General features: G+C 69.8%; 13 protein-coding genes. 10 read left to right on the top strand and 3 right to left on the bottom strand.

The window, feature by feature from the left end:
- The first annotated feature begins 45 nt into the window (after positions 1-45).
- Entirely contained in the window at positions 46-1,851 is a 1,806-nt protein-coding gene (locus HPO96_RS20255) for a BTAD domain-containing putative transcriptional regulator (protein WP_171675051.1), read from the top strand.
- Here the strand turns inward: HPO96_RS20255 and HPO96_RS20250 are convergent.
- Complete coding sequence (locus HPO96_RS20250; RefSeq protein WP_171675050.1) at positions 1,848-2,525, bottom strand: class I SAM-dependent methyltransferase; 678 nt, start codon at positions 2,523-2,525, stop codon at positions 1,848-1,850. The genes HPO96_RS20255 and HPO96_RS20250 overlap by 4 nt on opposite strands.
- Before the next feature lie 110 nt (positions 2,526-2,635).
- On the opposite strand from HPO96_RS20250, the gene HPO96_RS20245 reads away from it, so the two are divergent.
- The 4 genes from HPO96_RS20245 to HPO96_RS20230 all read left to right on the top strand — a co-directional run bounded on the left by HPO96_RS20245 (position 2,636) and on the right by HPO96_RS20230 (position 5,990).
- Positions 2,636-2,737, top strand: a complete 102-nt coding sequence (locus tag HPO96_RS20245) for a 30S ribosomal protein bS22 (RefSeq protein ID WP_008356322.1) — start codon at positions 2,636-2,638, stop codon at positions 2,735-2,737.
- 66 nt (positions 2,738-2,803) lie between these two features.
- Positions 2,804-3,811: an NAD-dependent epimerase/dehydratase family protein gene (locus tag HPO96_RS20240; protein WP_337796726.1), complete on the top strand. Its 1,008-nt coding sequence runs from the start codon at positions 2,804-2,806 to the stop codon at positions 3,809-3,811.
- Positions 3,804-4,970, top strand: a complete 1,167-nt coding sequence (locus HPO96_RS20235) for a 1-acyl-sn-glycerol-3-phosphate acyltransferase (RefSeq protein ID WP_171675049.1) — start codon at positions 3,804-3,806, stop codon at positions 4,968-4,970. The genes HPO96_RS20240 and HPO96_RS20235 overlap by 8 nt, the downstream gene beginning before the upstream one ends.
- A 27-nt stretch (positions 4,971-4,997) precedes the next feature.
- Complete coding sequence (locus HPO96_RS20230) at positions 4,998-5,990, top strand: hypothetical protein (protein ID WP_171675048.1); 993 nt, start codon at positions 4,998-5,000, stop codon at positions 5,988-5,990.
- A gap of 53 nt (positions 5,991-6,043) precedes the next feature.
- Here HPO96_RS20230 and HPO96_RS39175 read toward each other — a convergent pair whose 3' ends face one another.
- Positions 6,044-7,087 (bottom strand): DUF5667 domain-containing protein, encoded by a 1,044-nt coding sequence (locus tag HPO96_RS39175; protein WP_337796725.1) that lies wholly within the window; start codon positions 7,085-7,087, stop codon positions 6,044-6,046.
- 253 nt (positions 7,088-7,340) lie between these two features.
- On the bottom strand, positions 7,341-7,913 hold the full coding sequence (locus HPO96_RS20220; protein ID WP_238355311.1) for a sigma-70 family RNA polymerase sigma factor: 573 nt from the start codon (positions 7,911-7,913) through the stop codon (positions 7,341-7,343).
- Positions 7,914-8,288: 375 nt separating this feature from the next.
- On the opposite strand from HPO96_RS20220, the gene HPO96_RS20215 reads away from it, so the two are divergent.
- The 5 genes from HPO96_RS20215 (at position 8,289) to hemC (ending at position 13,068) form a co-directional block, all read left to right on the top strand.
- Positions 8,289-9,734, top strand: a complete 1,446-nt coding sequence (locus HPO96_RS20215) for an AMP-binding protein (protein WP_171675046.1) — start codon at positions 8,289-8,291, stop codon at positions 9,732-9,734.
- A complete protein-coding gene (locus HPO96_RS20210) occupies positions 9,731-10,012 on the top strand; it encodes a glutaredoxin family protein (RefSeq protein ID WP_171675045.1) in 282 nt (93 codons plus the stop codon). Before HPO96_RS20215 ends, HPO96_RS20210 begins: the two co-directional genes overlap by 4 nt.
- Positions 10,013-10,151: 139 nt before the next feature.
- Positions 10,152-10,910 (top strand): redox-sensing transcriptional repressor Rex, encoded by a 759-nt coding sequence (locus HPO96_RS20205; RefSeq protein ID WP_171675044.1) that lies wholly within the window; start codon positions 10,152-10,154, stop codon positions 10,908-10,910.
- Positions 10,907-12,190: a glutamyl-tRNA reductase gene (locus HPO96_RS20200; RefSeq protein ID WP_171675043.1), complete on the top strand. Its 1,284-nt coding sequence runs from the start codon at positions 10,907-10,909 to the stop codon at positions 12,188-12,190. The genes HPO96_RS20205 and HPO96_RS20200 overlap by 4 nt, the downstream gene beginning before the upstream one ends.
- Positions 12,187-13,068 carry a hydroxymethylbilane synthase gene (gene hemC / locus HPO96_RS20195; protein ID WP_171675042.1) on the top strand — a complete coding sequence of 294 codons (882 nt, stop codon included), beginning with the start codon at positions 12,187-12,189 and terminating at the stop codon, positions 13,066-13,068. The genes HPO96_RS20200 and hemC overlap by 4 nt, the downstream gene beginning before the upstream one ends.
- Positions 13,069-13,095: the final 27 nt, after the last annotated feature.

Below are 13,095 nucleotides of genomic sequence, written 5' to 3'. Positions count from 1 at the left end.
TTTCCGAGCCGGATGAGCGCTGGATGAGCACGCTACGGTGACCGGGTGGAGTTCGGGGTGCTCGGGCCGGTGGTGGCCTGGGATGACGCTGGGCAGCCGGTGCAGCTCAAAGGGCCGCGGCATCGGGCGGTGCTGGCTCGGCTGATCGTTGCCGGCGGCAGAGTCGTACCGGCGACGCGGTTGGTGGATGACCTCTGGGAGGACCCGCCCGACGGCGCTCTGAGCGCGCTGCGGACGTTTGTCGCCGCGCTGCGTCGGGCTCTGGAGCCGGACCGCCCTCGGCGCACACCGGCTCGGGTTCTGGTGACTGAGGGGCCTGGATACGCGCTGCGGACAGACTCTGTCGATGCCGTGCGTTTCGAGCAGGCCATCGGCGCGGGGGAGTTCGAGTCCGCGCTCAGCTGCTGGCGCGGTCCGGCGTACGCCGATTTCGCGGATGAGCCATGGGCGCGGGCGGAGCGGGCGCGGCTGACCGAACTGCGCTTGCTGGCTGTGGAGCGGTACGCCGAACAGCGTCTGGCTGCCGGTCGGGCAGCGGAGGTGGCGGCGGAGCTGGATGCCCATGTGATCGAACATCCGTGGCGTGAGGAGGGGTGGCGGCTGCTGGCGCTCAGTCTCTACCGCAGTGGTCGCCAGGCGGACGCCCTCGCCGTACTGCGTCGCGCTCAGGACATGCTGGTTTCGCAACTGGGCATCGACCCTGGTGCGGCTCTACTGCAGCTTGAAACCGACATTCTCAACCAGGCCACGCATCTGGAGCCGAAGTCGGTTTGGTCGGCGTACGAGCGCACGGTCAGCCCGAAGGCGCGCCTGGAGTCGACGGTCGGGTTGTTGCGGAGTATCGCGGTCTCAGGTGGGCTGCATGAGGCTCGCCAGCATCGCCTGGCTGCAATCACGGCAGCTGAGCAGCTGGGCGATTCGGATCTGGTTGCGCGGGTGATCGGCGCGTACGACGTACCGGCGAACTGGACCCGGTCTGACGACGAGGCGGATGCTGCTGCCGTCGTACGGGCTGCGGAGCGGGTGCTGCCCACGCAGGATCATCCGGCGGTCCGGGCGCGGTTGTTGGCCACGATCGCCTTGGAATCAAGGGGTTCCAGGAGTGATCGGTCGTTGGAAGCCGCCGGCGAGGCTGAGCGGCTCGCTCGGGAGCTCGACGACCCGGCCGTCCTTGCGTTCGCGTTGAACGGCGTCTACATGCAGTCGTTTCGCCAAGCTGGGCAGGCGCCCGCGCGTGATGCGATCGGGGCCGAGCTCGTCGACCTCGCGTCGCGGCACGCGCTTCCGGCATACGAGGTGCTCGGTCGGCTGATCCGGCTCCAGTCAGCTTGTGCTGTTGCCGATTACAGCGCCGCGGACATGCATGCCGCGGCGGCCGACGAGCTGGCTGCGCGCCACGACGCGCCGCTCGTCGGCGTCTTCACCGGCTGGTACGCCGCCCTCCGCGCCGACACCCCGGAGGCCTATCAGCAGGCCGCCGTCCGCCGTCCGACCGCCGCGATGCCCGGCCTGCACCACGGCCTCCTCGAACTGGCGCTCGCCGCACACGCCCTCCGGCACGGCGCCCCGATCCCCACCGCCGACTACGGCCCACACATCCCGTGGATCCAGCCCTTAGTCATTGCCCAGAGCAACCAAACTGACGCGGAACGCCTACTCCAGCAGCTCACCGACCCGCCACCGGGCCTCCTGCTCGAAGCCCACTGGGCCCTCGTCGCCCACGCAGCCGCGCAGCTCGGCTTCGAACCCGCCCTCGCCCGAGCGCAAACAGTCCTCCGCCCAGCAGCTCAAGAGCAGGCCGGCGCCCAGACCGGCCTGCTCACCCTCGGCCCAGTCGCCAGCTATCTCTAGCTGTTGGGCTTGCGGGCGCGGACGGCGAGGGCGTGGGGGACGCCGGGGCCTTCGGGTTCGAGGAAGTGCTCGAGGGTCAGGCCGGTGGCGAGGAAGGCGTTCAGGTAGTGGGCGAGCGGGACGTGGCTCATGCCGATGTGGTGCCGGATGCCGTCCTCGCCCCACCAGGGGGCCGGGGGGTGCCAGCCGGGCTGTCGGTAGGTGGTGTGGATGGTGCGGCTGCCGTCTTCGTTGTAGATGACATGCGGGCCGTTGAAACAGGGGTGGACGCCGTAGCCGATCAGGATGCCGCCGGGGCGGAGGACGCGGGCGGCGTCGGTCAGGACGGCGGCGAAATCGTCGACGTCGGTCGAGATCCACATCACCATCGCGGTGTCGAAGGACTCGTCGGCGAACGGGAGGGCGGCCGCGTCGCCGACCATCAGCGGGCCGTCGGTGCGGGTGCGCGCGAGGCGCAGCTGGTCGGCGGAGTAGTCGAGGCCGACGACCTCGCGGCCGCTCGCGCGGATGGTCTCGAAGTTGCGGCCGGTGCCGCAGCCGATGTCCAGACAAGGGCCGGAGCCGGGCCCGAGGAGCTCGGGCAATCCGGGTTGGTGGGGGTCGGATCCGATCACGAAACGGTCGTCGTACCAGTCGGCAAGACCGTCGTACCTGGCCTTCGCGGCAGTGCTCAAAAGTGCCTCCCCAGACGTGATCTCCACCCTACCCAAGCCCTGCTTTAGGTTCACGCGGTGACCTACGGGTAAGCTGCACCGACGTTCTCTTTGAGTTTGGATGGTCCACTGTGGGTTCCGTAATCAAGAAGCGCCGCAAGCGTATGGCGAAGAAGAAGCACCGCAAGCTGCTGAAGAAGACGCGGGTTCAGCGCCGCAAGCTCGGCAAGTAGCAGTTCCCGCCGCCCCCTGGTTCGGTGCGGCGGCACGTGGGGTTGCTGTCTGGCTGGGGGTCTCCTGTGGCACAGGTAGTGATGGTGACCGGCGTCTCGCGAGACGCCGGTGCTCGTTGTGCCCGGAGACTGGCCGACGATCCGTCCATCGGCACGGTGCTCGGCGTCGACGTGGTTCCGCCACGGGCCGAGCTGGGCCGGGTCCGGTTCGTCCGGGCCGATATCCGCAACCCCGTGATCGCGAAGGTGATCGCCGCCGAGGGCGTCGACACCGTCGTGCACACCGGTGTGGTGGCCACCCCGGGCAGTGCCGGCGGCCGGTCGTCGATGAAGGAGATCAACGTCATCGGCACCATGCAGCTGCTGGCCGCCTGTCAGAAGGCGCCCGGTGTGGCGAAGCTGGTGGTGAAGTCGTCGACCACGGTGTACGGCGCGGGCCCGCGGGATCCGGCCATGTTCACCGAGGAGATGGCGCCGCGGGCGATCCATCAGACCGGCCTGAGCAAGGACGCGGTCGAGGTCGAGGGGTACGTGCGCGGGTTCGCCCGGCGCCGGCCCGATGTCTGCGTGACCACGCTGCGGATGGCGAACTGGATCGGCCCGAAGACCGACTCCCCGATCACCCGGTACTTCGGGATGCCCGTCGTCCCGACCGTCTTCGGGTACGACGCGCGGCTGCAGTTCCTGCACGAGGACGACGGGATCGACGCCATCCGGCATGCGACCGCCAACGAGCTGCCCGGCACCTTCAACCTGGCCGGTGACGGCGTCCTGGTGCTCTCCCAGGCGATCCGCCGGCTCGGCCGCCCGGTCGTCCGGCTCCCTTCGTTCACCGCCTCGAGTACCGCGGCCGTCGTCCGCCGGGCCCGCCTCGCGGACTTCTCGCCCGACCAGATCACCTTCCTCACCTACGGCCGCGCCGTCGACACCACCCGGATGCGCACCGTCTTCGGCTTCGAACCCGAATACACCACCGCCGCCGCCTTCGACGACTTCCGCGCCTCGCTCACCCCCGGCCTCACCGGCCGCGCCACCGGCCTGCTCTCCCTGGGCCTGGGAGCCCTCCGTGGCTGACGCCGACATCATCCCCATCGGCTCCGGTGGCCGCCCCGGCCGCGGCAACCGCCGCACCACCCCCTCAGCCGCCGCCCGAGCCCTCGCCGGCCCCGCCGCCAAACCCCCCAAGAAACCCAAGAAGAAGCCGACGGTTGCCGACGAGCCCGTCACTGAGCTGCCGGTGACCGAGCTGCCTGCGGAGAACTTCGCGGAGCCGGCCGCAGGTGAGGTGCGTGGCGAGCAGGAGTCGGACACCAGCGACGCGCGCACCACGGACCGGCCTGCTGATGTGGGTGGGTTTGATTTTGTGGGGCTGGAGCGGGCTGTTCGGGAGTTGTTCGGGGCGGAGGGGGAGCGGCGGGTTGCGGAGTGGCTGGCGTTCTTGCGGCGGCGGTTGAGTGGGGGCTACGAGGTCGACGAGTTCGGGTACGACTCGGATCTGACCGATCAGGTGCTGTTGCCGTTGTTGCGGCCGTTGGCGGAGAAATGGTTCCGGGTCGAGGTGCGCGGGGTGGAGAACATCCCCGACACCGGGAGCGCGCTGATCGTGGCCAACCACTCCGGCACGATGCCGCTGGACGGGCTGATCACCCAGCTGATCGTCGCCGACCACACCGGCCGTCCGCTGCGGACACTCGCCGCCGACCTCGTCTTCCGGACGCCGTTCGTCGGCGAGCTCGCCCGCAAAGGCGGCGCGACGCTGGCCGGTAACGACGACGCCGAGCGGCTGCTCCGCCAGGGCAACCTGGTCGGTGTCTGGCCCGAGGGTTTCAAGGGGCTCGGCAAGCCGTTCGCCGAACGCTACAAACTGCAGCGCTTCGGCCGCGGCGGCTTCGTCTCCGCCGCGATGCGCACCGGCGTCCCGATCGTGCCCTGCTCGATCGTCGGCGCCGAGGAGATCTACCCCCTGGTCGGCAACCTGGCGTCGCTGGCCCGCCTGGTCGGCGTCCCGTACATCCCGGTCACGCCGTTCTTCCCGCTGCTCGGCCCGCTCGGTATGGTCCCGCTGCCCTCGAAGTGGCTGATCGAGTTCGGCGAGCCGATCCGCACCGACGACTTCCCGGACGGCGCCGCCGACGACCCGATGCTGGTCTTCAACGTCACCGATCAGGTCCGCGAAACCATTCAGCAGACCCTCTACACGCTCCTCGTCCAGCGCCGCAGCGTCTTCTTCTGACCAGCAGGCGGCGTTAGCCTGCGAGGCATGTCTGTCCCATACCGCCCCGTGACGGCCGCCGCCCTGGCCGTCGTCCTGCTCCTGTCCGCCGCCCCGGCGGTGACCGCCGCCGAAGCGCCGCGGCGCGACTACGTCAGCGTCTACACGAACAACGTGGAGAACCTGAAGAAGACGACCGACACCTGCCCGGGAGACTGGCAGGACCTCATCTTCGCGATGAAACGCACCGACCCCGCCCCGGACCTCTTCCTCGTCCAGCAGATCAGCAACCGCGACGAGCTGACGCTGCTGATCAACACCATGGAAGCCAAGCTGGGTCGCGACTACGCCGGCCGGATCGCGAACCCGCAGCCGCCGGAACAAGCGGCGCGCTGCGGCGACGACAAGAAGCAGCAGACCACCGCGATCGTCTTCGACACCGCCCGGTTCAACGTGCTCCAGGAGGACACCTGGAAGGCCGACCGGGACGGGACGAACGGCTGTGAGAACACCGGCCAGAGCCGGGCGGAGGCGATCCGGCTGAAGCTCGACGACCTCCTGGCCGACAAGACCCTGACGGTCGCGTCCACGCACTGGCCGACCAACAACAGCGGCGGCCACCCGTGCGCGGCGGAGAACGCGCGCGAGGCCTCCGAGAAGGTCTCCGGATGGGGTGGCGACCTGATGATTTGGGGCGGCGACGCAAATATCACCGCCGGCAACCCGGGCGACTGGAAGTCCTGGTACCGGCAGACGAACGGCGAGCTCGGCGGCGATGCCGGGTTCCGCGACGTGATGTACGACCACTGCGGCAAGGTGACCGCTCCGCGCGGGGAGTGCCTCGGTAACAACTGGACGATCGGCGGCAGTAACCGCATCGACTACCTGTGGGCCAAGAAGCCCAACGGGCTGCCCGCGACCACCGCCGTCCACACCGTCACCTTCGAGGAGGCCGGCGCCGCCGACGCCCACTACACCGGCTCCGACCACGCCGCGAACTACTCCGACCACCGCGCCGTCCGCGCCCGCGTCCACTACTAGGCCCAGACATGGAAGAAGCCCGGCCTTGATCGGCCGGGCTTCTTCGGGAGCTGTTACTTCCAGGGCGGGAGCAGTGTCTGCAGGACGCCCGGGATGTTGATCAGCGGGGGCAGGCTCAGGCTCGGGAACGGCCAGGGCCAGGGGGTGGTCGAGGGCGTGCCGGTCGGCGGGCCCGAAGGGGTCGTGGTGGGTTTGGACGCCGATGGGTTCGGCGGCGTCTTCAGACTGCTCGGCGGCGGCGTCTGCTGCTCGCCGACGATCGTCGTGTTCGGCACCTTCGGCGGCGCCGTCGCGCTGGGCTTGGCACTCGGCGAACCCGTCGTCGGCTTGCTGGAGGGCAGCGCCGACGGTTTCGCGGAGGGCTTCTTCCCCGGCTCGTCGACCACGGTCGGCACGGCCGGCTCGTTCTTCGCCGGTTTCGGCTTGTCGCACTTCGGGCAGGCGGCCGTCGTGTGCCCGGCCAGCTGGTCGATCGTGGCCAGGGCCTCGACCGCCGACTTCAGCGACTCCGGCGGCAGTTTCGGCGCAAGCTCACCGAGCCCCTGGCGGGCGCTGGTGATGAACGTCGAGACCGCCGCGATCGAGCTCGCGTCGCCGTCCTGCTGGTACGACGCGACCAACCGGGACACGCCCTTGCGGGCCTGCGCGGAGAAGTCGTCCAGCGTGCTGTTGATGGTCGCCACGGACGCGCCGGCTTCGGCGAGTGCCTGGACTTCGGACAGCCGGGTCTTGGCGTGTTCGAGATCGCGCCGGCCGCGGGAGTCGTCGCCGATCCCCACGTTGGTCGCCACGTTCTCGATACTGCGCTTCATCCCGTACAAGGTGTCACCGGGCATCGCCTGCTGAGCGGCGGCGGCAGAACCGATGCCACCCCCGAGCAGGACGAGCGCGGCGGTACTGGCCACGAGCCGGATGCGCCGGCCGTAACGATGGCGGATATCTGTCACGGACGCGTCGACGTCCTCGCCACTGGGTGGGTCTTCGGGGCTCTCCGGGATGCTGCGCACCATCGTCGGAGTCGTCGTCGCCGCGCGGGCGGCCGCCTGTTCCAGCAGGCGGTGCCGTAGCTCGGCGCTGAACTCCGGGCGGGGCGCCACTGCGCCGGCGGTCCTCAGCCGTCCGACGAGTTCAACAGCCTCCACTAGCTCCGGGTCATCGCTCAGTCGCGAAGAGTGACGGGGCCCGTGATCAACGGCGTGCGCGAATGTCTCCGCGCGCGCTCGAGCCCTGTGTAGGTCACTCATGATGTTCGTTCTCCTCAATGGCCAGCCGGGATTACCGACGGGTCCTCATGAGACAGAACGAGGAAACTCGCTGACGGGTTACGGAAGACATTCGTTGTCATCCGCCTCACCTCAAGTCCTTGGGGATAACCTTCGCCAAGTGCCGTACGGCCCTCAGTTGCAGTTGCTTGACGGCGCCTTCGGACTTCTCCAGCGCCCTGGCCGTTTCCGCGATCGACAAACCGGCGAAGAACCGCATCGTCAGGCAGTCGCGTTGTTCGTCGGGCAGGTTCGCGACGGCGTCCCGCAGCACCTCGGCGGTGGCGGCGGCCAGCACATCGACCTCCGGCCCCTCGGTCTGCCGGTCGTGCGTCTCGATCTCGTCCGTGACCACCTCGAGCCGGACCCGGCCGGACTTGTAGTGGTCGGTGATCAGGTTCCGGGCGATCGTCACCAGCCAGGCGCCGAAATCCCGGCCCTGCCAGCGGAACGAGTCCAGCGCGCGCAGCGCCCGGACGAACGTCTCACTGGTCAGGTCCTCGGCGAGTGCCGATGAGGACACCCGGGCGTAAATGTAGCGATAGACGGTGAGCGAGTACTCGTCGTAGAGCTCACCGAAGGCACCGACGTCTCCAGCCTGAGCGCGATCGACGAGCTCGGCCCGTCGCATCCCGTCCGGACTTGGCTCCGGCGTCGTCAAGATCTCTCCCCGTTCGAAAGACACGTCGTCTGACACATCCGCGCATGGCCACAGCGGCTGATCGACAACACGAGCACTGAGCGTCATGCCTGCAGCACTCGCTGTCAACAGCTTGAGGCGTGCCGCCTTCCCGTCGGTCGTTCGTCACGAATGCGCCAGCGGACTGCTCCCGTCACCACCTGATGACGCAATGCAGCCTGCTGTGGGGTTGTCGCGCATGGTCTCCCCGCGCGGAACGGGTTTCTGCAGTGTGAGGTTCAGCAGAAGCACGATCCGCGAGATCACTTGTATATCTCCCGTCACGCTCTGCTGCAACCGTTCCGCGCGAGCCGACCGGTTCCCGGACGCCGGAGCCGGGCGTGGCAGACTCAGCGGGTGGATATCAATTTCGCGGACCTGCTTCGTGACACAGCGCGACGTCACGGTGATCGGGTCGCGCTGGTCGACGGTGACCGGCGACTGACCTGGGCCGAGCTCGACGAGGCCGTCGACCGGGCCGCGAAGGGGTTCGCCGCGGCCGGTCTGGTGCCCGGGTACCGGGTCCTGCTGTTACTTGCCAACAGCATCGAGTTCGTCACCTCCTACCTGGGCGTTCTCCGCGCCGGCCTGGTCGCCGTGCCGCTGAACACCGGTTTGACCAAACCCGAGGTGGCGACCGTCGTCGAGCATTCCGGGGCCCGGCTGGCGATTGCCGACGCGGACCTTTTCGAGCTCGTCGAGGGGGTCCGGACGGTGGCCGCCGGCGAGCTCGTCGGTGACGCTCCGTTACAGTCCTCGATCGACCCGGAGACTCTCGCGGTCCTGCTCTACACCTCCGGAACCAGTGGCGACCCGCGCGCCGCGATGCTCACGCACCGCGCACTGATTTCCAACGTGAAGAATCTCTCCGCCCTCGGCGCCGACCGGATGGGCCCCGAGGACGTCGTCCTCGGCGTCCTGCCGATGTTCCACGCCTTCGGCCTGAACGCCGTCCTCGGCTGGACGATCGCGACCGGCGCGGCCCTGGTCATCGACCGGCGTTTCGACGCCGCTCATACGCTCGACCTGGTCCGCGCCCACCAGGTCACCCGGCTGCCGCTCGCGCCGCCGGCGCTGCACGCCCTGCTGGCCCGCGAGGAGCTCGGCCCGGCGCTGGCCGGGGTCAAGGTCGTCCTGACCGGCGCCTCCGCGCTCGATCGCACCCTGGCCGACCGCTTCGAGCAGGTCACCGGCCTGTTCGTGCACCAGGGCTACGGCCTGACCGAGGCTTCCCCCGGCGTCACCACGACGCTCGGCGAGAGTGAGCCGAAACCCGGCTCGGTCGGCCGCCCGCTGCCGAACGTCGAGGTCCGGATCGCCGACGAGCAGGGCGAGGACGTCGAGGGCGACGACCCGGGCGAGATCCTGATCCGCGGCGCCAACCTGTTCTCCGGCTACTGGCCGGACGGCGTCGACGGCCCGGACGCCGAAGGCTGGTACCGCACCGGCGACGTCGGCTTCCTCGACGGCGACGGCGAGCTGTTCCTGGTCGACCGGCTTCGCGAGCTGATCATCGTGTCCGGGTTCAACGTCTTCCCGAGTGAGGTCGAGGACGTGCTGGTCGGTTTCGACGGCGTCCTGGAGGCGGCCGTGATCGGCGTCCCGTCCGAGGAGACCGGTGAGGCGATCAAGGCGTTCGTCGTCGCCGAGGCTGGTGTCACGCTCGACACCGGGGACGTCGCCGCGTATGCCGCCACCCGGCTGGCCCGGTTCAAGTGCCCGGGCGAGATCGAGGTCGTCGGCCAGCTCCCGCACTCGGTCACCGGCAAGGTGGCCAAGGGCCGCCTGCGGGCCGAGGGTTGAGCCGGGTCACGCTCTACACCAAGCCCGGGTGTCATCTCTGTGACGACGCCCGGGCGGTGGTGGTCGCGGTCTGCGCCGAGACCGGCGCCGACTGGTCCGAGGTCGACATCACCCAGGACGGCGAGCTGTACGCCGAGTACGGCGAGCAGATCCCGGTGACGTTCGTCGACGGCAAGCAGCACGATTTCTGGCGGGTGGACGCCGAACGGCTGCGCAAAGCCCTCGGTACGGCCCCGAAGCCCGGCCTGCTCGATCGGCTCCGCCGGCGCGGCGGTTAGGGCACATACCACACCGCGCTCACGTGACTGCTGTCACCTCGGGGTTCGCCGATTTTGTTCTCACGTTCACAAGCTCCTAGAGTAAGAGGAGCCGCAGGGTACTGAACGCGGCGGATGAGATCCACCCCCCAGGAGAATTGTGACGCGTGCCAGCAGCCGTCGCCCCGGCCCGCCGACGAGGACCGAACGCGGCATTCCCGAGGCGACTGTCGCGCGCTTGCCGGTCTATCTGCGGGCGCTGACCGCCTTGTCGGACAGTGGTATCGCGACCGCGTCGAGTGAGGACCTGGCCACCGCGGCCGGCGTCAACTCCGCGAAGCTGCGCAAGGACCTGTCCTACCTGGGCTCCTACGGCACCCGCGGCGTCGGCTACGACGTCGAGTACCTGCGCTACCAGATCGCCCGCGAGATCGGCGTCACCCAGGACTGGGCCGTCGTCATCGTCGGGATCGGAAACCTCGGCCACGCGCTGGCCAACTACTCCGGTTTCGGGACGCGCGGTTTCCGCATCGTCGCCCTGCTGGACGCCGATCCGGCGCTGGTCGGCGAGCGGATCGGCGACATGGAGGTCCGCGACTTCGCCGAGCTGGAGGACATCGTCGAGGCCGACCGGGTCTCGATCGGCGTCATCACCACCCCCGCCGGTCCGGCCCAGGAGGTGTGCGACCGGCTGGTCGCCGCCGGGGTGACCAGCATCCTGAACTTCGCGCCCGTGGTGCTGTCCGTGCCCGACGGCGTCGACATCCGCAAGGTGGACCTCTCGATCGAGTTGCAGATCCTGGCGTACCACGAACAACGCAAGTCCGGAGAGGTGGCGCTCCCCCAGGTGCCCGAGCTACCAGCGACGAACGGTCTCACCCCTGACCTGCCCGCAGTCGGCGGAGGTGTCGGCGCATGAGTTACCTCGTCGTCGGGATCAGTCATCGGTCGGCCGATATCACCGTGCTGGAGCGGGTCGCGCTGGATCCGGACGCCGCGACCAAACTCGCGCTCGCCGTCCAGCACACGCCGGCCGTCAGCGAGTCCGCCGTCCTGGCCACCTGTAACCGCACCGAGGTCTACGCGAACGTCGACCGGTTCCACGCCGGGATGGACGAGGTCACCGCGATCCTGTCCGACATCACCGGCGTCCCGCTGATCGATCTGGCCGAGCACCTGTACGTGCACTTCGAGGAGGGCGCGGTCGCGCACCTGTTCCAGGTCGCCGTCGGGCTGGACTCGATGGTCGTCGGCGAGAGCCAGATCCTCGGCCAGGTGAAGGAGTCGCTGCGCGTCGGCCAGGACCTGGAGACCATCGGCACCGAGCTGAACGCCCTGTTCCAGCACGCGTTGCGGGTCGGTAAGCGGGCCCGCGCCGAGACCGGGATCGACTCGGCCGGCCGCTCGGTGGTCTCCGCCGGGCTGGAGGCCGTCGGCGGGTTCGAGGGCCGCCGCGCGCTGATCGTCGGCGCCGGCTCGATGGCCTCGCTGGCCGCGCAGACGCTGATCAACGGCGGCGCCCGCAGCGTGACCATTGCCAACCGCAACTACGACCGCGCGGTCGCGCTGGCCGAGCGGATCGGCGGGACGGCGATCCAGCTCGCGCAGGTCCCCGACGCGCTCGCCGACGCCGACCTGGTCGTCTCCTGCACCGGCGCCCGCGGCGTCGTCCTGACCGCCGAGATGATCCGGAACGCCAGTGACGGCAGGGCTTTCGGCGTCCTGGACGTCGCTCTGCCGCGCGACGTGGCCCCCGAGGCCGCGCGGATCCCGGGCGTCACACTCGTCACCCTCGCGGACCTGGCCGGCACGGCCGGCGGCAGTGAGGACGACATCGAGGACGTCCGCCGGATCGTCCACGAGGAGACCGGCGCGTTCGAGGCGACCCGGCGCGCGGCGTCCGTCGCGCCGACCGTGGTGGCGCTGCGCGCGATGGCCAGCGAGCTGGTCGACGCCGAGCTGGCCCGGCTCGAGCGCCGGCTGCCCGGCCTGGACGACGCCCAGCGGCACGAGGTCGCCCGGACCATCCGGCGCGTGGTGGACAAGGTGCTGCACAACCCGACGGTCCGCGTGAAGGAGCTCGCCGCGGATCCCGGCGGGCCGACGTACGCGAACGCTCTGCGCGAGCTGTTCGCCCTGGACCAGGCGACCGTCGACGCGGTGACGACGCCGAAGGCGCGTGGAGGTGAGCACACATGATCCGCTTGGGGACCAGGCGATCCGCACTGGCGACGGCACAGGCGACGCTGGTGGCCGACGAGTTGCGCGGCCGCGGCCACGAGGTCGAGCTGGTGCTGATCACCACCACCGGCGACGTGAACAAGGCCCCGCTGGAGCAGATCGGCGGTACCGGCATCTTCGTCAGCGCGCTGCGCGACGCCTTGCTGGCCGACGAGATCGACATCGCGGTGCACTCGCTGAAGGATCTGCCGACCGCGCCGATCGAGGGCCTCACGCTGGGCGCGATCCCGGTCCGCGAGGACCCGCGGGACGTGCTGGTCGCGCGCGACGGCCTGACGCTGGGCGAGCTGCCCCCGGGCGCCGTCATCGGCACGGGCTCGCCGCGCCGCGTCGCGCAGCTCGACGCGCTCGGCCTGGGCGTCGAGTGCACCGGGATCCGCGGCAACGTGGACACCCGGATCAGATTCGTCACCGAAGGCAAATTGGACGCGGTGGTACTCGCCAGGGCAGGGTTGTCGCGGTTGGGACGGCTCGCCGAGGTGACCGAGACCCTGGATCCGATTCAGGTGCTGCCCGCTCCCGGACAAGGTGCCCTGGGCATCGAGTGCCGGGCCGATGACACCGAGGTACTGGCCGCCCTGGCCCCGCTGGAGGACCCGGCCACCCGGGCAGCGGTGACGGCGGAACGGCAAATGCTGGCCACACTCGAGGCAGGGTGCACGGCTCCGGTCGGGGCTCTTGCCGAGGTGGTCGAGGGTGAGGACGGCCCCGAGCTCTGGCTCCGGGGCGCGCTCGGCCAGGACGACGGCGTCCGGCGGCTCTCCGCGAACGGAGCGGTCGACGACCCGGAGTCCCTCGGCAAGGCGTTGGCGAACGAGTTGCTGGAGCGGATATGACACCACCTGCACCAGGTACGACCACAG

The sequence above is a fragment of the Kribbella sandramycini genome, assembly GCF_013131805.1.
GTDB classification, from domain to species: Bacteria; Actinomycetota; Actinomycetes; order Propionibacteriales; family Kribbellaceae; genus Kribbella; species Kribbella sandramycini.
Note: the sequence above shows the minus strand (reverse complement) of the source record. Positions and strands in the feature narration are given on the sequence as shown.